This window comes from Rothia sp. HMSC065C12 (assembly GCF_001812085.1).
Lineage (GTDB): Bacteria > Actinomycetota > Actinomycetes > Actinomycetales > Micrococcaceae > Rothia > Rothia mucilaginosa.
The window spans coordinates 246,146-270,240 of record NZ_KV807678.1 but is presented as its reverse complement, the minus strand read 5'-3'; the positions used below and the strand labels follow the sequence as shown (position 1 = coordinate 270,240).

Sequence of the window (24,095 nt, the reverse complement as noted above, 5' to 3'; positions counted from 1 at the left end):
TGCATACTGGGAGTATGTATCCCGCCTTTACGCGTTTAATGTGCGCAGGTGTTGTGTGCATCGGCGTGCTGTGGGGCGAATAGTCTGCAGGGAGGAACTCTCATGAAAAGCTACGCGATGGTGTTTAGCCCCGTTGATGCGGCGGGCACTGATTCTTCTGTCCGTGCCTGGAATTATGAGTTGCGCGGTGGTGATGATACTGCTCTGTCTGCAGGTTCCACCGAGGTGTGGGAGGCGGGCTGGGTGGGTTCGACTGGTCCCGGTATTGAGCAGGATCAGTGGCCGCGCAGTACGTTTACTGGTTTGCCGATGCAGCATATTTTTACGGTGAGGTTGCCGGGGGAGTACCTGCCGGATGCGCAGAAGTATCCGGGCGTGGTGGCGTTCTCTTTCTTCGCCGGTGATGGCCAGTTCGCTGAGGATGAGGCGACTGAGGGTGTTGCTAATGCTGCTAGTGATGACCCGTTTGAGGTGCAGTATGCGCAGGCGCGGGTGCATCCGTATCAGTTGTTGTTGCGCGATATTTTGGATGCTGAGTTTGCGGTGCTGTACCTGAGTGAGGAGGAGTTCTCGTCCCGTACGGAGCCGCCGCAGGATGTGCGCCGGCCCGGTGAGCATCGTGGTGAGGAGGAGAGCTTCAGCGCCTGGGCTTTGGCGGATCGTCAGCAGCCGCTGGAGCGTAAGCCTGCTCTTGTGGGGTGGGTTCCGACGGATGACCCGAATGCCGGCAAGGTCCCCAGTGATGTGTTTGAGAATGTGGACCCGCAGACTGGTTATCTGAGTCCTTTCGATTGGGACGCTGAGGATTCGGCGTGGTTTGAGTGGGCGAAGCCGCTAATTGCGGTGGGTACTCACCTGGGTGGCACTCATTTTTATGCGCAGGCTCTGCCGGAGGGTCTAACGGCTCGTTATATTGAGTTCGATGAGTTTGATGTGCTGAATTTTGGGTTCGGTAGCGCTGTTTTTGATTTTGAGACTGGTGTTTTCGACTGGTCGTGCGGCTAGTACGCTTGCGCCGGAGAACGCGCCGCTGACGCACCTTCGACGCGCCGGAGAGCGCGCATTTGAGGTGTTTGCGCGGCCTCCTCGAACCATAGATGAACCGTGGATAAGCCCCGGATGCACCGCAGTGTACCGCCCGAACCGGCACCCTGAGCGTTTCACAGTGTGGACGGGGCGGTTTGCGGAGGTTCCACATCACCTTCGGCGAACCGCCCCGGGCGGGTGAGCCTCCTGTATCCTTGAATGCGTGGAATGGATTCAAGCAATTATTTTGGGCTTTGTTCAGGGCCTGACCGAATTTCTGCCGATTTCGTCATCGGCGCATCTGAACATTGTTGGCCAGATTCTGCCGGAGAAGGCTGACCCGGGCGCCGCGTTTACCGCAATCACCCAGCTGGGTACTGAGACCGCGGTCTTGATTTTTTTCTGGCGCGATATTGTGCGCATTGTGAAGGCATGGTTTGGCGCTCTTACCGGTCGTGTACCGCGCAATGACCCGGATGCCCGCATGGGTTGGCTGATTATTATTGGCTCTCTGCCTATCGGTGTTCTGGGTCTGCTGTTGGAAGACTACATCGACACGCAGTTCCGTAGCCTGTGGATTGTGGCGACTATGCTGATTGTGTTTGCTGTGTTCCTGGGCCTTGCAGACCGTTTCGGCCGCGAGCAGCGTGAGCTGAAGGACCTGACTTTCCGTCACGGCCTGCTGTACGGTTGCGCACAGGCGCTGGCACTGATCCCGGGTGTTTCCCGTTCGGGCGGTACGATTACTGCGGGTCTGTTCATGGGTTACACCCGTGAGGCTGCGGCGCGTTACTCGTTCCTTTTGGCGATGCCCGCCGTGTTCATGTCCGGTCTGTACAAGACCTTCAAGGTGGTCACCGGCGAGGAGGCCACCGGCTACTACGGTATCCCCTCGACTATCGTGGCTACTCTGGTTGCGTTTGTGGTGGGTTACCTGATGATTGGCTGGTTCCTGAAGTACGTGTCGTCGAAGTCGTACGGCATTTTCATCTGGTACCGCATTGCGCTCGGTATCCTGATTTTCGTTGGTCTGGGCACTGGCGTTCTGAACGCTACTTCTTCGGCGTTCTAAGGCTTTAGCCCTCAGCGTGATATGACATACCCGTCCGTGAGTTTCTCACGGGCGGGTATTCTTATTGGAGTAGATTTTTTGGCACCCGCATGCCTTGAGGTTGGGCGGCGGGTGTGGCGCGTCCACCGGTTGTGGGCGTTTTTACGGAAAGGAAACCCATGCGAGCTTGGGATGCCCCCGCCTCTGTGACTCTGCCCGGTCAGGCTGCGTTGCCGCGTATTTTTGATACTTCTGCCGGTGAGATTGTTCAGGTTCAGGAGGATAAGGCGGCGAGCCTGTACGTTTGCGGTATCACCCCGTACGACGCGACGCATATGGGTCACGCCTCCACCTATGTTGCTTTTGACTTGCTGCACCGCGCCTGGCTGGATGCGGGCGTGCCGGTAACGTACGTTCAGAACGTGACCGATGTGGATGACCCGCTGCTGGAGCGTGCGACCGCGACGAACGTTGATTGGCGTGAGCTGGCTGAGGATCAGACGGAGCTGTTCCGCACCGATATGAAGGCGCTGAACGTGATTCCGCCGGCGCACTATGTGGGTGTGGTGGAGTCCATTGAGTGGCTGTTCCCGCTGATTGAGGATTTGCTGCGCCGCGGTCTGGCGTACCGCGTGCCCGGTTTCACGGACGAGCAGGGTGTGGTGCATCCTGACGGTGACGTGTACCTGGATCTGAAGGCTGTGCGTGAGCTGCCCGCGAATGCCGAGGGCTACTCGTGGGCACCGGGCGAGGTCTGCCACTTGAGCCGTGATGAGATGCTGGAGATTTTCGCTGAGCGCGGCGGCGACCCGAACCGTGCCGGTAAGCGTGACGCACTGGATCCGCTGCTGTGGCGTGTTGAGCGTGAGGGCGAGCCGAGCTGGGATGCCGGCGAGCTGGGCGCGGGCCGCCCCGGCTGGCACATCGAGTGCACGATGATTGCCCGCCGTTTTGTGGATGGTTCGCTGACCGTTCAGGCTGGCGGTAACGACTTGACGTTCCCGCACCACGATTTGGGTGCGGGCCATTCGTGGGCTGTGTCTGCACGCCCGCACGCTAAGCATTACGCGCACACCGGCATGGTCGGTTTGGACGGCCACAAGATGAGCAAGTCCCGCGGCAACCTGGTGCTGGTTTCGCGTCTGCGTGCGGCTGGTGAGGATGCGAACGCGGTGCGTCTGGCGATTATGGGTCAGCATTACCGTTCGGATTGGTTCTGGACTGATGAGCTGCTGGAGCACGCGAAGGCTCGCCTGGATACGTACCGTCATGCGGTGTCGGTGGCTGAGGGCCGTGAGGGTTCCGAAGGTGTCACCGATGAGGCGGCTGTTGAGCTGCTGGCCGCTGTGCGTGAGGCGCTCGGTGAGGACCTGAACGCTCCGGCGGCGTTGGCGGCTGTGGATGCGTGGGCTGTGAAGGCTCTGGCGGACACTACCGTCGGCGGTGGCGCGCTGGTGCGTGACATCCTGGCGGCACGCCTGGGCGTGGTCCTCTAAGATGGCTGCGTCTGTCATTGAGGAGCTGTATGCTCTTCGCCCGTACGACCGTGAGGCGGTCGATGCGCTCGCCGCAGAGATGTTAGCTGAGGTTCGCACGTACGAGGCGCAGAAGGAAGCGTAGGGCTTCTGAGAGCAATATAAGCCCAACAAGGGGGTGGGTGATCCTGGAATAACTCCAGGGTCACCCACCCCTTATGTGTTTAACCGGTTATAGAACCGGATGACCGGTTATCACGCCCGCGGGGTAATGCGCCACAGCCGATTTGCAGACTCCGCTAAAATAGAAAAGGACTTTTTCCGTCCACAGTTCGCCGCAAAGCGCGAACAGCACAGACTGACCCAAACCCGAGGAGAATCACCCCGTGAGCAGCGGCACCCACACCCCCACCGGCGCAATCAACCGCCGCGGCCCCTTCCGCCCCGGCGAGCGCGTCCAAATCACTGACGAACGCGGCCGCATCACCACCATCACCCTCGCCGAAGGCGGCGAATACCACTCCCACAAGGGCTTCCTCAAGCACGACGACCTCATCGGCGCACCCGAAGGCACCGTCATCCCCAACACTCACGGCATCCTCTACCAGGCGCTGCGCCCCCTCTACAAAGACTTCGTGCTCTCCATGCCGCGCGGCGCGGCCGTTGTCTACCCCAAGGACGCCGCCCAGATCATCGTCAAGGCAGACATCTTCCCCGGCGCACGCGTCGTCGAAGCCGGCGTAGGCTCCGGCGCACTGTCCATCGCGCTGCTGCGTGCAGTCGGCGACTACGGTTGCGTGCACTCCTTCGAACGTCGTGAAGAGTTCGCAGACGTCGCCCGCGGCAACATTGAAACCATGTTCGGCGGCCCCCACCCGGCGTGGAAGCTGAGCATCGGCGACCTGCAGGACACCCTGCCGCAGGTTGAAGAGCCCGGCAGCGTCGACCGCGTCGTACTCGACATGCTCGCACCCTGGGAATGCCTGGACGCTGTGGCGGAGGCGCTCGCACCCGGCGGCGTGCTCATCTGCTATGTTGCGACCGTGACCCAGATGTCCCGCCTGGTTGAGGGCATGCGCCTGGACGGCCGCTTCACCGAACCCGAATGTGACGAAACCATTGTGCGTGGCTGGCACGTGGAGGGCCTGGCGGTCCGCCCCGACCACCGCATGGTTGCACACACCGCGTTCCTGGTCGTGGCTCGTCGCCTCGCTGACGGTGCGGTACGCCTGGCACCGAAGCGTCGCGCGTCCAAGACTGACTTCTCTGAAGAGGATATGAACGCGTGGATCCCCATGAACGTGGGTGAGCGTGAGGTGACCGATAAGAAGATTCGCCGCGCAGCCCGCGATGCGAAGAACCTTGCCGCTCACGCCGCACGCGCGAACGAGATTGCGCTGGAACAAAACGGTACCGTGCAGAACGCCATGGAGTCTGAGCAGAACAACGGCGCAGCAGCTGAGGCGACTGAATCCGCCGAATAATTTGAACCACCTTTGACCTGCGGGGGCACGGGCGTTGCCTGGAGCCCCCGCAGTGCACTCACCAGGCTACTCGCCTTGCCCGATACCCACCCAGTACCCGCACCGAGTAGCCGCCGATTAGGACGAACAGCTAAAGGAGCTACCGTGTCCACCCACGAATCTGCAGATCAGGCAGGAACCCCCCAGTACGGCACCGCTCACAGTGCAGCCAGCGCGGCACCGCACTACTCGGCTGCTTTCGGGTCGACCTCCCTGCCCGGCAGTCAGCCCGTCAGCGCGCAGGAGTATGACGCCGTGCTGCGTCGACTCTCCGCGGCGGAGGCAACCCGCGACAATATGAGCCGACAGATTCGTGGTGCGGGGGAGAAGAACCGCAAGCTCGTTGAGGCGATCACCAGCATGCGCTACCAGGTGGAGCGTCTGCGCGCGTCCCTCTCGCAGAACGTTATGCCGCCGCTGAATTCGGCGATTGTGCTGGCGGTGCATGAAGGTCAGACCATGACCTACGAGCAGGTTGCCGACGATAAGACTCCCGCCGAGATTGACACCTACCTGGACGTGCAGGTGAGCGGCCGCATGATGCGTATTCCCGTGTCCCCGCTCATTGACCTGTCCACGCTGACCCCCGGCATGACCGTGCTGCTCAACGACAAGACCGAGGCGGTGCTCGCCCTGGACACCGAACCCTTCGGTGACGTGGTGACCGTGCGTGAGGTGCTGGATGAGCAGCGCGTGCTGGTTGATACGTCCTCGGGTGCTCAGCAGGTGGCGCGTGTGGCTGGTTCCCTCGACATTGAGCAGCTGCGCACCGGTGACGCGGTCACCCTTGACACGCGCACCCGCATGCTGACCTCGCAGGTTCCCGCTTCCCGTTCGCAGGAGCTGGTTCTGGAAGAGATTCCGGACGTCACCTACGAGCAGATTGGTGGCCTGGGCGCGCAGATTGAGCAGATTCGCGACGCGGTGGAGCTGCCGTACCTGCACCCCGAGATTTTTGAGCGCTACCACCTGGCACCGCCCAAGGGCATTCTGCTGTACGGTCCTCCCGGTAACGGTAAGACCATGATTGCTAAGGCTGTGGCGAACTCCCTGGCGGCTCGTGCGGCTGCGCTGAACCCGGGTTCGGCTACTCGCGGCTACTTCTTGAACATTAAGGGCCCCGAGCTGCTGGATAAGTTCGTCGGTGAGACGGAGCGTCAGATCCGCGATATTTTCGTTGCCGCACGCGAGAAGGCGGAGGCAGGCCACCCGGTCGTCGTGTTCTTTGACGAGATGGAGTCGCTGTTCCGTATGCGCGGTTCGGGTCGTTCCTCCGATATTGAGACGACCATCGTGCCGCAGCTGCTTGCTGAAATTGACGGTGTGGAGTCGCTGCAGAACGTCATCGTTATTGGCGCGACCAACCGTGAAGACCTGATTGATGCCGCCGTGATGCGCCCGGGCCGACTCGACCTGAAAATCCGCATTAACCGCCCGGACGCCGCCGGTGCGGCTGAGATTTTCGGCCTGTACCTGACCGAGGACCTGCCCCTGGACGCGGCGGAGGTGGCTGCCGCCGGTTCGACCCGCGCCGCCCTGACCGCGATGATTGCGGCGGCGGCAGGTCAGCTGTACGCGCGCACCCCCTCCACGGCGTACGCTGTGGCGACCGTGGATTCTTCCATGGTCGTTGGTTCTGGTGCGAGCGCGAACCTGTCCACTCACACGCTGTACCGCGGCGATTTCGCGTCGGGCGCGGTGATTCGCAATATTGTGGACCGCGCGAAGAAGGCCGCGATTAAGGAGCAGCTGCAGGCGCTGACCGCCGGTGCGGACGCCTCGAGCGTTGGTATTGGTACCCGCCACCTGCTGGAGGCGGTACGCGCCGAGTTTGAGGATCAGGTGGACTTGCCGCCGCTGCCCGATATTGAGGATGCGCTCACCGTTGCCGGTGTGCGTGGCCGTCTGGTGTCGGTGGAGCCGCCGCGCTAAACCGCGCGCCCACTCAGCTGTGCGCTCAGCCCACACCCCGCGCTTATCCCGCATCAACCCCAGCATTACCGCAGGTCCAAAGCCTTTAGATGGTATAGATTTTTTCAGGAGAACCCCATGAACTCCACACCCAGCTACGGCGTGCACCGCATTATGGGTGCAGAAACCGAGTACGGCGTCATCGCCCCCTCCGCGCCGGGCACCAACCCGACCGTGCTGTCCGCACTGGTGGTCAACACCTACGCCAAGCTCGCCTTCCGCCGCGGCGCCGCCTTCCGTGAGGAGTTGCAGCGCCGCGCCCTGGCGGATGAGCTGACCGCCGAGCAGGCACGCCAGGCAGAGAACTACTCGACCGCCACCCCCGAGGGTCAGTGGCTGGGTGAGTCCGAATCGCCGCTGCGTGATGCGTTCGGTCAGGTTCAGGACGCCTCCACCGCCCACTCGAGCCAGATGACGCACACCCGCACCGAGCTGACCAGCGAAGATATCGCCCTGGAGATTATGCGTGAGGCGGGCGTGCAGGCACCGGGTGAGCCCGCCGAGCCGCGTAGCGCCCTGGATGCGCTCGCCGGCGTACACGGCCGCGGGGGTTTCCCGGAGCGCCTGGACTGGGACCGCGTGACCATGAACGCGATTCTGCCCAATGGTGCGCGCCTGTATGTGGATCATGCGCATCCGGAGTATTCCTCGCCGGAGGTTCTGACCCCCGCCGATGCGGTGCTCTATGACGCTGCCGGTGACGCGCTGGCGTATGAGTCGCTGGTGGAGCTGGGTAACCACGGGCAGGATTTGCCGCAGGTGAAGCTGTACAAGAACAACACCGACTCGAAGGGTCAGTCCTACGGCGCCCACGAGAACTACCTGATTAGCCGCGAGGTTCCGTTCGAGCAGGTTGCGGATGCGCTCCTGCCGTTCTTTGCGACCCGCGCGATTTTCACGGGTGCGGGCCGTGTGGGTATTGGTACGCACGGTGAGGTTCCTGGCTTCCAGATTAGTTCGCGTGCCGATTTCTTTGAGCGCACGATTGGTCTGGAGACCACGATTCGCCGCCCGATTGTGAACACGCGCGATGAGCCGCATGCGGATGAGTCGAAGTACCGCCGTCTGCACGTGATTCCGGCGGATGCGAACATGTCGCACTATTCAAACCTGTTGAAGTTCGGTACGGCGGCGCTGGTGATGAACCTGATTGAGTCGCATAGCGAGCAGGCTCCGGTGCTGCCGGGTGTGCGCCTGTCCGATCCGGTGGCGGCGATGCATGCGGTCAGCCACGATTTGTCGCTGTCGGTTCAGTTGCCGTTGGCGCCGTCTTCGGCGACCCTGCCGAACCCGGTGTCCACGAGTGGTTCGGCGAGTGCCCTGCAGATTCAGCGCGCCTACTATGAGGCATCCCGTGCGCACGAGGAGTCGAACCCGGCGGGTGTGGATGCTGCGACCGCGCAGATTCTTGACCTGTGGGGCGAGGTTCTGGACGCCCTGGAAACCAACCCGCTCTCGCTGGCGGATTGTCTGGACTGGGTGGCGAAGTATGCGCTGGTGCGCGGTTATGTCGCTCAGGGCGTAGATTATGCGAATCCGAAGTTGAAGGCTTTGGATTTGCAGTACGCTGATATTGACCCGTCGAAGAGCCTGTATCACCGTCTGGTGTCGCGTGGCCGCATGCGCACGCTGTTCTCTGCGGAGCAGATTGAGCGTGCGACGACTGAGCCGCCGCGTGAGACGCGCGCGTTTTTGCGTGGCACGTTGATGGCGCGTTGGCCGGAGGAGATTCTGGGTATCAACTGGGATACGGTGTCCTGCCGTGGCAGGTATTCGAAGGATCTGACTCGTTTTACGATGATGGAGCCGACCCGGTACGGTGCCGCCCAGGTGGAGCCGCTGCTGGATGAGGTGAACCATTCGGATGAGCTGCTGAACCGCCTGCGCTAGTGGCACCTCACCACCCCTAAACCCACATAAACTCATATTCTTCCCCGGGGTGAATACCCCCATTCGGAAGAGTAAAAACCACATAACCCACAGTTAGGGTGCAGGAGAATCCGGGTACCAAAACCCTTACACCCCGCACCCGACCCCACTAAAAACTTATTTGTCCACAACCGAAAACCCCTTGAGGAGAGAACCATGAGCCGCGAACGCATCAGCGCACAGCAGACCGAAACCACCGCAGCCGAGCAGGAGCAGGAACTGACCCTCGCCGCCTCCCACGTTGTCTCTGACGTGAGCGAGGTCGACGACCTGCTCGACGAAATTGACGGCCTGCTCGCTGAGAACGCTGAAGACTTCGTCACCGGCTTCGTCCAGAAGGGCGGCGAGTAACCGGCGCACCTGCGCGCCGGGTCAGCATCATGGAACACCGTATTTTCGGCATTGAAAGCGAATTCGGACTCAGCTACGTCCCGCACGGGCTCGGTCGGCTGAGCATCGAAGAGTCCGCCGCCGCCCTTTTCAAGCCCGTCCTGGATCAGTGGCGTTCAACGAACGTCTTCCTGCCTAACGGCGGTAGGCTCTACCTTGATGTGGGTTCGCACCCCGAGTACGCCTCCGCCGAATGCTGCAGCATTGACGAACTACTCGCGCAGGAACGCGCCGGTGAGCTGCTGTTCGCTGATCTGGCGCGTACCGCCCGCAAGCGCCTGCTCGCAGGTTCGGAGGGCCGCCCCCTCGACGGTGAACTGTACCTGTTCAAGAACAACGTGGATTCGGCGGGCAACTCCTACGGCAGCCACGAGAACTACCTGATCAGCCGCAAACTGCAGTTCAACGACCTGATTGCCCAGCTCGTGCCGTTCCTGGTGACTCGCCAGATTCTGGTTGGTGCCGGTAAGACCCACCCGAATGGCGGTCCGGTGCCCGGTTCGACCGACCCGGCGTCCAGCACGGGTGTTCCGTCGTATTCGTTCTCGCAGCGTGCCGACCATATTTGGGAGGCGGCATCCACCTCGACCTCGCGCGCTCGCCCGCTCATTAACACCCGCGACGAGCCGCACGCGGACGCGTCGAAGTTCCGCCGCATGCACGTCATTAATGGCGATTCGAACATGGCGGAGCCGACGACCCTGCTGAAGATTGCCAGCACCGACCTGGTGCTGCGCATGCTGGAGGACCGTTTCCCGGTGACGAGCCTGGATATTGTGTCTGTTCCGGCGGCTCTGCGCGCTATCAGCCACGATCTGACCGGCACCGCGACCTTCGAAACCACGGACGGTAAGCACTACACGGCGTTGAGCGTTCAGCGTCACTACCTAGATGCGGCACGCCAGTACGTGCAGCAGTACGGCGCGCACCACCACCACGTGGAATACGCCCTGGACCTGTGGCAGCGCACCCTGGACGCTATCGAATCCGGCGACTACAGTGGCATTGACACGGAGATTGACTGGGCTATTAAGAAGAAGCTTCTGGATGCGTATATTGCCCGCGCCCGCGCGGCTGGTCAGCCTGCCGATTATGCGAGCGCCCGCATCCGTCAGCTGGATTTGGCGTACCACGACATCGACCCGGAGCGTAGTGTCTTCCATGCGCTGGTTCGTCGCGGTGCGGTCAAGCGCATCCTGCCTGAGGGTGCTGCGGAGGCGGCGAAGACTCAGCCGCCGAACACTCGCGCTCTGCAGCGTTCGCGTTTCATTAATGCGGCGGTTGCGGCAGGGGAGCAGTTCACCGTGGATTGGGTGCACTTGAAGCTCAACGCCTACCCGCAGCACACGCTGGTATGTAAAGACCCGTTCGCAACTGACAGTGAAGGCTTGAAGGAAGTGCTGACCCTGCTGGAAGGCAAGGCACGTCAGCATCAGGAGGCGGCATTCCCGCCGCCCTGCTAAATAGCACCCGCTAAAACTCTCTGATGAGGGGAAACCCGCCGGCGGTCGGGGTTGTGGGCCTTCGGGAACACCCCGGCCGCGACACAGCCTGAACACAGCTACGTGCCGTAGCATAAAACAGCTAAACCTATACCTGTAAACTGTTCTGTGGCACACGGGCACTCACACGCCCCACTCGCACAGAAAACCCCAGAGGATAACACTATGACCAAACGCTCTAAGCTCACTATTTTCGGTGCCAGCGCGGCTGCTCTCGCGCTTGCACTGTCCGCATGTGGCGCGCAGTCCAGCAATGGCGATTTGTCCAAGGTGCAGTACACCCTGAAGAACGCGACTGCTGAGCCTGAGGCGTCCTTCGCGACTCCCTTCGCCGCTTCTAGCCCCTCCGCGTACGTGATTGAGGAAGGCAACGGCGACTCCATCAATGATGGTGACTACGTGCTCGTTGAGGCTGCCGTGTTCAACGGCACCGACGGCAAGCTTAACGGTTCCACTTACTCCAGCGAGCCGATTCTGCTGCCGATTAACGATCAGCTGAAGCAGGCTGCACCGCAGGTGTACGAAACCCTGAAGAAGATTAAGGTTGGCGGTTCTTTCTCGTACACCACCAACGTTCTGCAGCAGCGCAGCACTGCGGGTGTGACCACCACGACCGCTTCGCCCGGCGCCGCAACCAACGTTGAGGTGTACACCGTGAAGACGAAGCTGCCCAAGTACGCAACCGGTAAGGCTGTTGAGGCTGACCCGTCGCTGCCGTCCTTCACTCTGGATGAGTCCACCGGCAAGGCTGAAATCAAGCTGCCCGATAACAAGCCGGAGGTCACCGAGCTGACCGCTAAGACCCTCATTGAGGGCGAGGGCGCCGAGGTCAAGGAAACCGATACCGTGTACGTGCGTTACATTGGCGTGCAGTACTCCGACGGTAAGGTCGTCGACGGCAACTATGACGCCGCCACCCCGATGGGTATCTCCCTGCAGGGCGTTATCAATGGCTGGACTCAGGGTCTGAAGGGCAAGAAGGTCGGCTCTCGTGTTGAGCTGGTCATCCCGGCGGACCTGGCGTACGGTAACGACACCGGCGGTTCCAAGCCTTCCGGCTCCCTCGTGTTCGTGGTTGATATTCTGGGTGCGGAGGAGAACCCGCAGACCCTGCAGCGTGCCCAGGCGGCTTCTAGCGCAGCTGCTGCGGAGGCGTCCGCTTCGGCAACCGCAGACGCTTCTGCGACCCCGGCAGCGTCTGCTTCGGCTACCGCACAGTAGCCCGGCGCCCACATTTTTATATAGTGTTTTATACAGCGCTCGCCGCCTATACGGCTTAGGCGGCGGGCGCACCCACTATTTCGATGTATGTCGAACCAATCAAAGGAGACACCCATGTCTTTCGGTCAGCGTAACCTCGACCGCGAAAAGCCCGAAATCGATTTCCCCGAAGGCGACGCCCCCACCGAGCTGGTCATTACCGACCTGATCGAGGGCGCAGGCGCTGAGGTTGTTCCCGGCTCCCGCGTGCTCACCCACTACGTTGGTGTTGCATTCTCCACCGGTGAAGAGTTTGACGCTTCTTGGAACCGCGGCGAGCCGCTGCCGTTCCAGGTGGGCGTTGGCCAGGTTATCCGCGGCTGGGATGAGGGTCTGCTCGGCATGAAGGTCGGCGGCCGTCGTCGCCTGGAGATTCCCGCCGACATGGCGTATGGTGACCGCGGCGCTGGTTCGGTCATTAAGCCCGGCGAGTCCCTGATTTTCGTGGTGGACCTGCTGGACGTCCGCTAAGGACTAGCCAGGTTCTCGCGTTTTTCGCGCTTCTCACGTAAGACGCGCAGAGACGCGTAGCCCGGTGCTTTCTCCCGATTGTGGGAGGGGCGCCGGGCTTTTGCGTACCCGTACGCTGAGTAAGTGCCGCGGAACACACACGGTATGATGGAATTATGTCCACCGCAGCTCAGCTTTACATGACTCTTCACCGCCTCGCCACCGCCGCCGAGGCACCCGATACCGCAACCCGAACCCAGGGCATCAGCCGCAACGAGCTACTGACCCTGCTCGGCATTAGCACGCGCGCTAACGGCTCCCTCAGCGAGGCCCAGGAACGCGCCTTTGAACGAGCCAAGCAGACCCTGCGTGATGCCGGCGCGCGCATCACCCACGTGACCACGGACCTGGGGGAGCGCTACCGCCTCGAAACCAGCAACGCCGCTAAGCTGCCCGCATGGAACCCCACCGCTGAGGAGTTCCGCCTCATCAACACCATCCTGCGCGGCTGGGAAGGCACCGAATTGCAGGATGACGCCTACCGCATCCTGCGTAAGATTGCGCTGACCAGCGAGAACCTCACCGATGAGGCGCTTGCCGCCGCGAAGATCCTGGACCCGAAGACCGGCAAGCGTCAGCGCGCGAAGAACCTGCACACCTACCGCGAGCCTCTTCAGCGCATTTACTTTAGCGATAACCCGCACCTGAATGAGCTGTTCACCGCCTATGCGGAGCGTAAGACGGTCACGTTCACCTATCAGACGGCTGCCGGTGCGACCCGCGTGCAGGAGAAGGTCAGTGTTGCCGGTATTGGGTACCGTTACGGTACCTGGTATTTTGTCGGCTACTACACTGAGAGCGCGGCGCGTAAGGAGTACACGTTCCGTGCCAGCCGTATTCAGAAGCTCACGATGCTCTCGCGTATCGATTCGACCCCCATCAACGCGACGTTTAACGCCAAGAACTGGCTTGAGGGCATTGAGGGCTATGAAGAGAGCCTGATCGTTGCCGAGGTCAGCGCCGATTCCACGCTGTCGGAGCCCTTCACCGTGCCCTCGTACGGCACGATTGATAGCGCTGTGGCGGCGACCAGCTACAGCTGCGTGATCGAGCCGCCCGAGGAATCGGAGGCTGCATCTACCCGCCAGCGTGACAGTTACGCCGCCCAGCAGCAGCTACTGCGCACCCTCACCGACCTGCACAGTGGCACGGTTGAAGACCCCGGCACCTGGGCAGATATCAACCAGCGCAACCGCAACAACTCCCTCGACGACCTTGTGGACCTGCTCCTGGGTCTGCACCGTGCCGACCGCTGGGCGAGCGCCCACGGTGAGGAGCCCATGCCGTTGAACCAGCTCAACGCCCTCTACAGCGTGGACACAGAGAAGAACCGTGCCCTCGGCAAAACTATCATCCCCGAGATTTTCGCGCAGGTAGATACCGTTCCCTTCGATTCTGACCCCAAGGACCCGGACGCCCTCAAGCCCAGCTACATTAACCTGCTGCCGGACTTTGGCGGTGCCACCCCGAACACGCTGCTGAACTACGCGCGCCTTACTGACACTGAACTCGCCATTCTCGTCTTTACCCTCTCTGCTGCAGATATTCTGCACCCAGCGGATGCGCGTCTGGGCAGTATCCGTGCGGCTCTCGCCGCCGCGTACCCGAACGCGCCCGTCTATGCGCAGCACCTGTGCTTCGCCCCGGAGGAGCCTCTGTTGCAGGAGGCGACTGCCGCCTTGAGTAGCGGCAACGCCGTGACCATTGGGTACGGTACCTCTGAGCGTGCCGCAGATCGTCTGGTGGACCCGTATGCGTTGGTATTGCACCGCGACCACATGTATCTGCATGCGTGGTGCCGTACCGCTGAGGAACGCTACTATGCCGCGCGCGGTGAAGAAGTGCCCGAGTATGTGCCCGAGGCTTTTGCTCACGCAGCCACCGGCGAGGCAGGAAACAGTGAGACTGCCGACAGCGCGGCGACGGATAGTGAGGTAGGGGAGAAGACCCCCACTTTCTGGCGTAACTTCCGCCTCACCCGCATCAACCACATTCACGAGGCGGGCGCGGGTCGTACCCACCCGGTCACCGGTGACACCGTTCCGCATTGGCACGCGCAGCAGCACAGTACTCAGACCAACCCGTTCGCTGAGTTGCGGATTCACCCGACCGAGCACATTCCCAGCGGTGAACCGCTCGATACTCTCACCGCAACGTACATGCGTCGAAGCACCCACCACGTGAAGAAGGCTTCACGCACCCAGTACGTGCGTATCCACTACTACAACAACGCCCACGGCGCTGGCGATAAGAACATCCTCGACACCGTCATCGCGCACCGAGGTGCCCTCGAACTGGTCGGTCCCGCGCACCTGCGCGCGGCGTTGCTTGACCAGTTGCAAACCCTCAAAGCGAGTAGCCGCAGGGGTGTGCCCGCAGGTGTGCCCGCAGAAAAATAGAACTTCACCCACAAGCAAAAACACCCTAAAAACCCATCTAAGGCGCCAAAACATTAACCTAAAACTTGTATAATGGTGCTCATGTCTTGGTGGTTCTGGATTTTGCTATGGGGCGCGCTCATCATCTGCTCGCTCCTCTATTTGGCATGGTTCACCTACAAAGCACTCACTCGCGGTTTCACACTCCTTGACGAAACCGTAACCTGGGTCGAGTCAATCGAGGGACAATTCGACGCAGCGCAAGCGAACGCAAGCCGAAAACTCCCGCGAGACACCACCCTCGGGGTATTCACACCCATCACCGAGGCATACAATAACTACGAACAAGGTAAGCAGACACGCAGGTCTGAGCGGATCAAGCGACGGGTCTCCCGACGAGATCGACTCGGCCAACCTCAAAACATCGGAGACCTGCTCTAACAGAAAGGCACACCACCATGGGCCAGATTTTCAGCCACCCCGCGACCATCATCGTCGTTATCCTCCTCATCGTCCTCCTCTTCGGCGCACCCAAGCTGCCCGGCATGGCACGCAGCCTCGGCCAGTCCATGCGCATCTTCAAGACCGAAGTTGAGGGCCTGAAGAACGATTCCAAGAAGGACCCCCGCGAGAAGGACGGCGAAGAGGTCGTCACCGCTGAGGTCGTAGACAACGGCAAGGACGGCAAGACCGAAACCAAGTAACGGTCCCGCCCCAACGCACCAAACCCGTGCCAGCCCACCGGCCGGCACGGGTTTTGCGGCACCACCCCATAAACACCCCACCAGACCCCCTCAGCCGAATCACACACGGCACCGACACCCAGAGGACACCACGTGGCAACACCCGACCAGGACGTGCGCAACCGCAAAGTCAATCCTGAAGCACGCATGGAACTCAAGGAACACCTGCGCGAATTCCGCGACCGCTTCATCAAAGCGGCTATCGCAACCGTCATCGCAGCCATCATCGGTACGGTCTTCCTCTACCAGCCTTTCATCGAAATGATCTCTGCGCCCCTGCAGCAGATCAACGCAGAAACCGGCCGCAACGCAAACCTGAACTACGGTAGCGTCGCATCTCCTTTCGACCAGCTGCTTAAGGTCGGTATGTACATCGGCTTGGTAATCGCCTCTCCCGTCTGGCTCTACCAGGCGCTGCGATTCCTGCTGCCGGCACTGCACACCAAGGAGAAGAGGTATCTCTTCGGCTTCCTCACCGCATCTATTTTCGCGTTTGCCTGCGGTGTCGCCATTTCGTACTTCACCCTCCCCGGCGTGGTCTACGCGCTGCTGAAGTTCACCCCCGTCAACGAAAGTAACTACATTGACGCGGGCGTGTACATCTCCTTCATCCTGAAGTTCGTTGTGACGTTCTCCTGCGCCTTCATCATCCCTGTGATTCTGGTCGGCATTAACATGCTGGGCCTGATTCGCGGTAAGACCATCCTGAAGTCTTGGCGTTGGGTTGTTGTGCTCGTTGCGGTTATCGCAGCGCTGACTGCACCCGGTAGCGACATCATGATGATGTTCGTGCTCATGGCGCCGCTGCTGATTTTCTTCTTCGCAGCAATCCTCATCTGCATGATTAACGACAAGCGCCGCGACCGCAAGCTTGCCAAGCTGGCGCAGGGTTCGGATGAAGCAAGCCTGAACACCGCAACCAGCAGTGAAGACCTGGCGAAGATGGGTTACTTCGAGGACGAGAAGACTTCCTAATTCAATAGCTCGCTTTGAGCAACATCGCCGAAAGGGGCGGGGCACAGAATCTCTGTGCCCCGCCCCTTTCGCATATTCCACAAAAGGGTCTCGAGGCGCCCCGACGAAATTTTTGCAACGCCCGCCGGTACGTCCCCGCAGAAACGCAGCGTATATTGCGCCGAAACCGCGCAGCCGATGCGCTCGCTGTTCGCCAATACCGGATTAGTGCCCGTGCAGGATGCTTTCGGAAGGTGGGCGGTGGGCGAGCGGTTACACTGGACATACTATGAGCAAGCACCACGCACAGCACACTTCTACCGCTTCTAACGAGCAGACCGGCACCGACTACGCTGCCGCCTACGCCGCATCCCGAGAGCGCGCCGCATACGCGAAGACCGCCCTCGGGGCTTTTGAGGCGTCCCTTGATTTTCCGCTGGATGATTTTCAGCGTCAGGCGTGTGCCGCCGTGGAGGCGGACCGCTCCGTCCTCGTTGCCGCACCCACCGGTGCCGGTAAGACCATTGTGGGTGAGTTCGGTATCTACCTGGCGTTGCGCCGCGGCATGAAGGCGTTCTACACGACCCCCATTAAGGCGCTGAGCAACCAGAAGTACCACGACTTTGTGCGCGCGTACGGTGAGGATTACGTGGGTCTGCTCACCGGCGATACGAGCATTAACACGGAAGCACCCGTGGTCGTGATGACCACCGAGGTGCTGCGCAACATGCTCTACGCCAACTCGACCACGCTGACCGGCCTGGGCTATGTGGTGATGGATGAGGTGCACTACCTGGCGGACCGTTTCCGTGGCGCGGTGTGGGAGGAGGCGATTATTCACCTTCCCGAGCATGTGAACGTCATTTCTCTGTCGGCTACGGTGTCGAACGTTGAGGAGTTCGGCGCGTGGCTGGATACGGTGCGCGGCGGCACGGACATTATCGTTTCCGAGCACCGCCCGGTACCCCTGTGGCAGCACATGATGGTCGGTCACCGCGTGGTGGACCTGTTCGTACCCGAAGACAACTCCGCGCAGGGTAAGAACCAGGAGCCGGAGGAGAAGCTCTCCCGCAAGCAGGCGAAGAAGGCACAGAAAGCTAAGCAGCGCGGCGCAACCGTGGAGGCGGGCGCCAACCCGCTGCTTGCCGGTCTGCGCCTGAACCCGCAGCTGAAGGCGCTACGCCCCGGCTTCCGTTCCGCACCGGGCCGTGGACGCTACGGCGGCAAGCGTGAACGTTTCCGTCACCGCCGTGAAGGCTGGCTGAATGAGACGTTCAGCAGCGGCGAGCGCGGCCGCTCGGACCGTCGTGACCGTTTCAGCAACGACCGGGACTTTGATGCGCGCGGTGAGCAGAAGCCTCTACGTCCGCAGCGTATCACCCGTCCGGAGATGGTGCGCGCCCTCGACAAGCAGGGCCTGCTGCCCGCAATCTGCTTTATCTTCTCCCGAGCCGGTTGCGACGGCGCGGTCAGTCACTGCGTATCCGCCGATATCACGCTGACCACCCCCGAACAGCAGCAGACCATCCGCGCCTACATTGCGGAAGCAACCGCTCACCTGGACACCCGCGACCTGAACACCCTCGGCTACTACGAATGGCGTGACGGCCTCATCCGCGGTATCGCCGCGCACCACGCGGGCCTGCTGCCCCTATTCAAGGAGGTCGTAGAAACCCTCTTCGCGCAGGGCCTGATTAAGCTGGTCTTCGCCACCGAAACCCTCGCACTGGGCATCAACATGCCCGCCCGCACCGTCATCCTGGAAAAGCTCACCAAGTACAACGGCGAATCCCACGTAGACATCACCCCCGGCGAATACACCCAGCTGACCGGACGCGCCGGCCGCCGCGGTATCGACATCGAAGGCCACGCGGTCGTCATGTGGCGCCCCGGCATGTCCCCAGAACACGTGGCAACCCTCGCCTCAACCCGCACCTACCCGCTGAACTCCTCATTCCGCCCCACCTACAACATGGCGGCAAACCTCATCGCCTCCTACGGCGCCGAACGCACCCGCAAAATCCTGGAATCCTCCTTCGCACAGTTCCAGGCAGATAAGTCGGTCGTGGGCGTCGCCTCCCGCGTACGCAAAAACGAAAGCGCCCTAGAAGGCTACCGCGAAGCCATGGCATGCCACCTGGGCGACTTCACCGAATACGTCCAGCTCAGCCGACAGATCGCCGAACTGGAAAAGAAGGCATCCAAGAGCAACGAACGCCACGCCCGCGCGCAGGCACATCACAGCATCCAGCAGCTACTGCCCGGCGACATCATCTACATTCCGCACGGCCGCTCCCGCGGCTACGCAGTCGTCATCACCCGCTCCGATTCGCACGCCGACCCGCGCATCGGCATCGTCACCGAGGACGCGCACCAGCGCACCGCCTCAACCCGCGATTTCGAAGGCGCCGTCGAACCGGTCTCACGCATCAAAATCCCCAAGCGCCTAAGCCTCAAAACCGCCAAGGAACGCCGCGACACCGCAAGCCGCATGCGCCAGGCACTCTACGACGGCCGCGCCCCGCGTGCGCTCGCACAGCAGAACATCCCTGCTCGTCAGAACAGTATTGACGCGCAGCTGGAGGCTCTGCAGGCTCAGCTGCGTAACCACCCGTGCCACGGCTGCTCCGACCGCGCAAACCACATGCGTTGGGCTGAGCGTTGGCAGAAGCTCAACGCTGAGACTGAAGGGTTGCGCCGTCAGATTGCCCGCCGCACCAACACGATTGCGCAGGTCTTCAACCGCATTGCGCGTCTGCTGGAGAGCTACGGCTACGTCGAACGCACCGAGGATAACGAACTGTCGCTAACCACCGGCGGCCAGGCGCTGCGCCGCATCTACGGCGAGCGCGACCTACTGACCGCCCTGTGCCTAGACGCGCACTTCCTCGACGGCCTGGAACCCGCCGCCATCGCGGCAACCGTCGCCGCACTAACCTACCAGGGCAAGCGCGACGCCGTGGAATACCTGGCGCACTACCCGCACCCCTCCCTGCGCGCACCCATCGCGACGATTACGCAGCGCCTCGCCGACCTGAACGCAGCCGAGGAACAGTTCAAGGTCAACCCGACCCCCGCATGCGACTTCGGCCTGGTCGAACCCATGTACGCCTGGGCAAACGGCGCGCACCTCGCAAAGGCAATCGAGGACACCGGCCTTGCCGCCGGCGACTTCGTACGCTGGGCAAAGCAGGTACTGGACGCCCTAGACCAAATTGCGCACATCCGTTCCCTGGACCCGGTCATCCGCGCCCGCTGTGAAGAAGCAATTGAGGCGGTACGCCGCGGCGTAGTCGCACTCGACGTCTAACCCGCACCGTAGTGCTACACCGCACCCGACCAGCTCGGGCCACCACCCCCGCTACTGTGCATTGTTCTGCATCATCTAAGTTCCGCCTCATCTAAGGACGAACGAACTACCACAGGCAGCGGGGGTGCTTCTATACTCAAATGAGACGCTCAGCTAAGCTACGCGAGCACAATTGAAGTGCCCGCCCCGTGTGCGCCTCGGCGCGCCTCAAAGGTGAAAGGAATCTAATGTCTACCCGTATTTTTGTAGATGGTAGCGTGTACAGCCCGGTCGACCCGTACGCAACCGCAATGCTCGTCGAAGACGGCTTCGTCCGCTGGGTTGGTTCCGACTCCGGGGCACGCTCCATTGCCGACGAATCAGCCACCATCACCGAACTCGACGGCGCCCTACTAACCCCCGCCTTTGCACGCGCCCTAGCACCGGTCGCAGGCAAAGAAGCACCCGAAATCCTCGACTACCTGCAGGCATACCGCGCAGCCGGCTACCACACCCACACCCTACTCGCCGGCATGGAAGACGTACCCGACCTCGTCTCCGCGCTCAGCTACTACAGCGCCGAACACGGCGTACCCGACATCCGCCTCATCCTCAACGCCACCGGCGTAGAAACCGACGAACTCATCAGCGCCATCAAGGCACTACGCCCCCTCACCGAAGGCGAACGCGCCATCAAGGGCCTGCAGCTAGTCGGCATCTTTGTCGCACCCGCCGAAGCCCCCGCAGCAGCACAGGTAGCCGAAGACGCCGCACTCCTACTCTCCATCGACGCATCCACCAGCTTTGCCGACGCCGCCGACGCCGCGCTCGCCGTACGCGAAACCCGCCCCTGGCTGTCCATCCGCCTCGACGCAGCAATCAGCACCCCGCAGGACCCTATCACCGACGAACACCTCACCCAGCTAGCAGAAGCACGCATCAACCTGGGCCTGAGCGTCTGCGAACCCGAAGAAGACGAAGCCGCCAACGACACCGTCCAAGCACTCCTCGCACACGCCGGGGGAGAAGCACGCGAATCTGTGGCATCCGTAGCCCGCCGCGCAAACGCAGCCGGCACCTCCATCGCCCTCGGATCCGACACCCAACTCTACGCACCCGGCGCCTGGCCCCTCATCCGCGAACTCATCAACGACGAACACGGCATCTCCGCACGCAGCGCCTTCGCCGCCCTCACCCGCGGCGTATACCGCCTAGCCCACGAAGAAAACCCCTTCACCGGCCAGTTCGCACCTGACACCCCCGCATTCGTAGCACAGTGGCGCGTAGAAGCCCTCATGGTCCAGGCACCCGACTCCCGCGTAGCATCGTGGAGTACCGACCCTCGTGCTCGCATTCCGCTGCTTCCGGTGTTGGATGAAGATTCGCCTCTGCCCATCCTGGAATCTATTTACACTGAAAGTAACTAATTTTTAGCTTGTCAGAGGCTTTTTAAGGGGTTTCAACCCCTCAATAATTCATTGATTTGAATGTTTACCCGGTATACTGGACATCTACCGGTCTGTTTTATATACACCTGTGAGGGAGTAATATGCGCGTTCTAACTGTCATCCCGACGTATAACGAGAAGGAGAACCTACCCATCGTGGTAGAGCGTCTTCGTAAGGCAGCTCCCGAGGTGGACATTCTCGTGGTGGATGATAACAGCCCCGACGGCACCGGCCAGATTGCTGATGAGCTGTCGGCTAAGGATTCCCAGATTCACGTTCTGCACCGCACCGTTAAGGACGGCCTGGGTGGCGCGTACCTTGCTGGCTTCGATTGGGGCCTTGAGGCAGGCTACGACGTTCTGATTGAGATGGATGCTGACTGCTCGCACCAGCCTGAGCAGCTTCCTTCTCTGGTTCGTGCTGTGGAGGCGGGCGCTGACCTGGCTATTGGCTCGCGTTACGTTCCCGGCGGCAAGACCAAGAACTGGCCGGCTCACCGCCAGGTTCTCTCTCGCGGCGCTAACCTGTACACCCGCCTGATTCTGGGCACCTCCATCAAGGACATTACCGCTGGTTTCCGCGCGTACCGTCGTGAGGCCCTGCAGCGTCTGAACCTGGACGGTATTGACTCTAAGGGCTACGTGTTCCAGGTTGATCTGGCGTGGCGTTCTGAGCAGGCTGGCCTGAATATTGTTGAGGTTCCGATTACCTTCGTTGAGCGTGAGATTGGTGCTTCGAAGATGGACGGCAACATTATCTTTGACTCCATGTCTAAGGTGACTCGATGGGGCATGACTAACCGCATTCAGAAGCTGAAGAAGGCTCTGGGCAAGTAATCGTCCCTCGCTCTGAGACTTATACGAAGGACCGGGGCAGATACATAAAAGTATCTGCCCCGGTCCTTTTCTGTTTTCTCTGGCGCTCTTTCCTGGCTCACGTACCAACGGGAAGCCAGTGCCGAAAAAGCGGAGAAGCCCGCTCAGAGCGCAAGTGGCTCTTAGCGGGCTCCTGAAGCGTTTCTACGGCATGTCTACGGTGCTTTTAGAGCGCGTAGTGCTTGCGGTAGTATTCCAAGCGGTCTTCCAGGGTCTTTTCCAGCTCTTCGATGCTGCGGCGTTCCATGAGCATATCCCAGTGGGTACGTGCGGGCTTCTCTTCTTCGGCCTCTGCGGTGGAGTCGCCGTTGACGAGGTATGCTTCCTTGCCGGACTTTGCGGTCCATACCGAGGGGATTTCTGCTTCTGCCGCGAAGGTCACGAAAACGCGGTCACCGTCAGCGGTACGGTATTCGACGCGCTGGCGGGGCGCGGGCTGTACGTTCGATTCGGTTTCCATCGACTGGGAACCCAGGCGCATACCGCGCAGGCTACGATCGCTCATTTTTCCTCCAGTGTCGTCGGGTGCGCTCTTTGGCGCTTTAGGCATAACGTTGGGCGGGGGAGAGCTATTCCCTCGAACGTTTACAAAACATCCATTATATCGGTAATAGTCTCCACCCGCCCAACGTGGTGGTGTTTATTCGGCGTGATTTTTGGTGATTCACGCTTTTTTATGCGTTAGATTTCGCGTTTAGCCGTTGATGCCGTAGCTTCCGGGTGCCTGCGGGGCGCTCTTGGGTGCCTCTGCTGCGGGCTTCTTCGGTGCGTCCGCAAGGTCGGATGCGGGCAGGGTGCCGAATGCGTTGCCCAGGCCGCGCAGTGCATCGCCGAGTTCGGTCGGGATGAACCAGAGCTTGTTGGCGTCGCCTTCGGCGAGCTTGGGCAGGGTCTGCAGGTACTGGTAGGTGAGCAGCTGCTGGCTGGGGTTGGATTCGTGGATTGCTGCGAAGACCTTCTGCACGGCTTCTGCTTCACCGTTTGCGCGCAAGATTGCGGACTGTGCGTCACCTTCTGCACGAAGGATCTGTGCCTGCTTTTCACCCTCTGCACGCAGGATGGCTGCGCGGGATTCACCTTCTGCGGTCAGAATGTCGGACTGCTTCTGGCCTTCTGCGGTGAGGATTGCGGCGCGGCGGTCACGCTCTGCACGCATCTGCTTCTCCATGGAGTCCTGAATGGATACCGGGGGCTGGATTTCCTTGATGTCCACGCGGGAGACGCGCAGGCCCCAGCGGCCGGTGGTGGAGTCGAGTACGCCTCGCAGCTCCGCGTTGATCTGGTCGCGGGAGGTGAGGGTCTGCTCCAGGTTCAGGCCACCGACGACGTTACGCAGGGTTGCGCTGGTCAGCTCGTCCACGGCGCGAATGTAGTTGGTGATTTCGTAGGTTGCAGCCTGGGGGTCGGTGACCTGGAAGTACACGACGGTGTCGATGCCGACCACGAGGTTATCTTCGGTAATCACGGACTGCGAGGGGAAGGAAACGACCTGTTCACGCAGATCGATGAGGGGCAGCACGCGGTCAACTACGGGGATGACGATGTGCAGGCCGGGCTTGAGAACGGCGTGGAACTTACCCAGTCGTTCGACGATGCCGGCTCGTCCCTGCGGGATGACGCGCACGGTCTTTGCGAGCATCGTCAGCACGAAGAGGATGAGTAGGACCGTCAGAATAAGGCTGATAGGCATTGTTTCTCCTTATCGGTGAGTTATATGGTGTGTTCTAGGGCATCTGAATTGGCATTTGGAGCCGGTATTCAGATGGGTCTT

General features: G+C 61.2%; 19 protein-coding genes. 17 read left to right on the top strand and 2 right to left on the bottom strand.

The genetic code is table 11. The features are described from left to right. Positions 1–102: 102 nt before the first annotated feature. From HMPREF2836_RS05360 to HMPREF2836_RS05280, 17 genes are all read left to right on the top strand, one after another. The gene (locus HMPREF2836_RS05360) at positions 103–1,005 is read left to right on the top strand and encodes a hypothetical protein (RefSeq protein WP_070629720.1); all 903 of its coding nucleotides are present in this window, start codon (positions 103–105) and stop codon (positions 1,003–1,005) included. A gap of 244 nt (positions 1,006–1,249) precedes the next feature. After that, entirely contained in the window at positions 1,250–2,098 is an 849-nt protein-coding gene (locus HMPREF2836_RS05355) for an undecaprenyl-diphosphate phosphatase (RefSeq protein ID WP_044145830.1), read from the top strand. A gap of 158 nt (positions 2,099–2,256) precedes the next feature. Continuing rightward, on the top strand, positions 2,257–3,573 hold the full coding sequence (mshC, locus tag HMPREF2836_RS05350; RefSeq protein WP_070629718.1) for a cysteine--1-D-myo-inosityl 2-amino-2-deoxy-alpha-D-glucopyranoside ligase: 1,317 nt from the start codon (positions 2,257–2,259) through the stop codon (positions 3,571–3,573). Between the two features lies 1 nt (position 3,574). After that, positions 3,575–3,697, top strand: coding sequence for a hypothetical protein (locus HMPREF2836_RS09485; RefSeq protein ID WP_012903526.1), 123 nt, complete (start codon positions 3,575–3,577; stop codon positions 3,695–3,697). Between the two features lie 241 nt (positions 3,698–3,938). After that, the gene (locus HMPREF2836_RS05345; RefSeq protein WP_070629716.1) at positions 3,939–5,036 is read left to right on the top strand and encodes a tRNA (adenine-N1)-methyltransferase; all 1,098 of its coding nucleotides are present in this window, start codon (positions 3,939–3,941) and stop codon (positions 5,034–5,036) included. A gap of 144 nt (positions 5,037–5,180) precedes the next feature. After that, complete coding sequence (arc, locus tag HMPREF2836_RS05340) at positions 5,181–7,007, top strand: proteasome ATPase (protein WP_005508671.1); 1,827 nt, start codon at positions 5,181–5,183, stop codon at positions 7,005–7,007. 117 nt (positions 7,008–7,124) lie between these two features. Further along, the gene (gene dop / locus HMPREF2836_RS05335; protein ID WP_070629715.1) at positions 7,125–8,936 is read left to right on the top strand and encodes a depupylase/deamidase Dop; all 1,812 of its coding nucleotides are present in this window, start codon (positions 7,125–7,127) and stop codon (positions 8,934–8,936) included. Positions 8,937–9,131: 195 nt separating this feature from the next. After that, a complete protein-coding gene (locus HMPREF2836_RS05330; protein WP_005506016.1) occupies positions 9,132–9,326 on the top strand; it encodes a ubiquitin-like protein Pup in 195 nt (64 codons plus the stop codon). Between the two features lie 29 nt (positions 9,327–9,355). After that, positions 9,356–10,828: a Pup--protein ligase gene (gene pafA / locus HMPREF2836_RS05325; protein WP_070629713.1), complete on the top strand. Its 1,473-nt coding sequence runs from the start codon at positions 9,356–9,358 to the stop codon at positions 10,826–10,828. A gap of 204 nt (positions 10,829–11,032) precedes the next feature. Continuing rightward, positions 11,033–12,088 carry an FKBP-type peptidyl-prolyl cis-trans isomerase gene (locus tag HMPREF2836_RS05320; RefSeq protein WP_070629710.1) on the top strand — a complete coding sequence of 352 codons (1,056 nt, stop codon included), beginning with the start codon at positions 11,033–11,035 and terminating at the stop codon, positions 12,086–12,088. 114 nt (positions 12,089–12,202) lie between these two features. Continuing rightward, a complete protein-coding gene (locus HMPREF2836_RS05315; RefSeq protein ID WP_005508667.1) occupies positions 12,203–12,598 on the top strand; it encodes an FKBP-type peptidyl-prolyl cis-trans isomerase in 396 nt (131 codons plus the stop codon). A 155-nt stretch (positions 12,599–12,753) separates the two neighbouring features. Then, a complete protein-coding gene (locus HMPREF2836_RS05310) occupies positions 12,754–15,036 on the top strand; it encodes a WYL domain-containing transcriptional regulator (protein ID WP_070629709.1) in 2,283 nt (760 codons plus the stop codon). A gap of 437 nt (positions 15,037–15,473) precedes the next feature. Then, positions 15,474–15,719, top strand: coding sequence for a Sec-independent protein translocase subunit TatA (gene tatA, locus HMPREF2836_RS05300; protein ID WP_005506024.1), 246 nt, complete (start codon positions 15,474–15,476; stop codon positions 15,717–15,719). Between the two features lie 132 nt (positions 15,720–15,851). Then, positions 15,852–16,733 (top strand): twin-arginine translocase subunit TatC, encoded by an 882-nt coding sequence (gene tatC, locus HMPREF2836_RS05295; RefSeq protein WP_070629707.1) that lies wholly within the window; start codon positions 15,852–15,854, stop codon positions 16,731–16,733. Positions 16,734–17,001: 268 nt separating this feature from the next. Continuing rightward, complete coding sequence (locus HMPREF2836_RS05290) at positions 17,002–20,022, top strand: DEAD/DEAH box helicase (RefSeq protein ID WP_070629705.1); 3,021 nt, start codon at positions 17,002–17,004, stop codon at positions 20,020–20,022. Between the two features lie 227 nt (positions 20,023–20,249). Then, positions 20,250–21,428, top strand: a complete 1,179-nt coding sequence (locus HMPREF2836_RS05285; RefSeq protein ID WP_070629703.1) for an amidohydrolase — start codon at positions 20,250–20,252, stop codon at positions 21,426–21,428. 122 nt (positions 21,429–21,550) lie between these two features. Beyond that, positions 21,551–22,285 (top strand): polyprenol monophosphomannose synthase, encoded by a 735-nt coding sequence (locus HMPREF2836_RS05280; protein ID WP_070629701.1) that lies wholly within the window; start codon positions 21,551–21,553, stop codon positions 22,283–22,285. A gap of 205 nt (positions 22,286–22,490) precedes the next feature. On the opposite strand, the gene HMPREF2836_RS05275 is transcribed toward HMPREF2836_RS05280, so the two are convergent. Together HMPREF2836_RS05275 and HMPREF2836_RS05270 are read right to left on the bottom strand one after the other, a co-directional pair. After that, entirely contained in the window at positions 22,491–22,829 is a 339-nt protein-coding gene (locus HMPREF2836_RS05275; RefSeq protein WP_070616351.1) for an RNA polymerase-binding protein RbpA, read from the bottom strand. 189 nt (positions 22,830–23,018) lie between these two features. Beyond that, positions 23,019–24,014, bottom strand: coding sequence for an SPFH domain-containing protein (locus HMPREF2836_RS05270; RefSeq protein WP_049327186.1), 996 nt, complete (start codon positions 24,012–24,014; stop codon positions 23,019–23,021). Positions 24,015–24,095: the final 81 nt, after the last annotated feature.

Coding starts and splice junctions, on each gene's coding strand:
- HMPREF2836_RS09485 (WP_012903526.1), top strand. CDS start 3,575: ATGGCTGCGTCTGTCATTGAGGAGCTGTATGCTCTTCGCCCGTACGAC.
- HMPREF2836_RS05285 (WP_070629703.1), top strand. CDS start 20,250: ATGTCTACCCGTATTTTTGTAGATGGTAGCGTGTACAGCCCGGTCGAC.
- mshC (WP_070629718.1), top strand. CDS start 2,257: ATGCGAGCTTGGGATGCCCCCGCCTCTGTGACTCTGCCCGGTCAGGCT.
- HMPREF2836_RS05315 (WP_005508667.1), top strand. CDS start 12,203: ATGTCTTTCGGTCAGCGTAACCTCGACCGCGAAAAGCCCGAAATCGAT.
- HMPREF2836_RS05360 (WP_070629720.1), top strand. CDS start 103: ATGAAAAGCTACGCGATGGTGTTTAGCCCCGTTGATGCGGCGGGCACT.
- HMPREF2836_RS05310 (WP_070629709.1), top strand. CDS start 12,754: ATGTCCACCGCAGCTCAGCTTTACATGACTCTTCACCGCCTCGCCACC.
- dop (WP_070629715.1), top strand. CDS start 7,125: ATGAACTCCACACCCAGCTACGGCGTGCACCGCATTATGGGTGCAGAA.
- pafA (WP_070629713.1), top strand. CDS start 9,356: ATGGAACACCGTATTTTCGGCATTGAAAGCGAATTCGGACTCAGCTAC.
- HMPREF2836_RS05270 (WP_049327186.1), bottom strand. CDS start 24,014: ATGCCTATCAGCCTTATTCTGACGGTCCTACTCATCCTCTTCGTGCTG.
- HMPREF2836_RS05275 (WP_070616351.1), bottom strand. CDS start 22,829: ATGAGCGATCGTAGCCTGCGCGGTATGCGCCTGGGTTCCCAGTCGATG.
- tatA (WP_005506024.1), top strand. CDS start 15,474: ATGGGCCAGATTTTCAGCCACCCCGCGACCATCATCGTCGTTATCCTC.
- HMPREF2836_RS05280 (WP_070629701.1), top strand. CDS start 21,551: ATGCGCGTTCTAACTGTCATCCCGACGTATAACGAGAAGGAGAACCTA.
- HMPREF2836_RS05290 (WP_070629705.1), top strand. CDS start 17,002: ATGAGCAAGCACCACGCACAGCACACTTCTACCGCTTCTAACGAGCAG.
- HMPREF2836_RS05330 (WP_005506016.1), top strand. CDS start 9,132: ATGAGCCGCGAACGCATCAGCGCACAGCAGACCGAAACCACCGCAGCC.
- HMPREF2836_RS05320 (WP_070629710.1), top strand. CDS start 11,033: ATGACCAAACGCTCTAAGCTCACTATTTTCGGTGCCAGCGCGGCTGCT.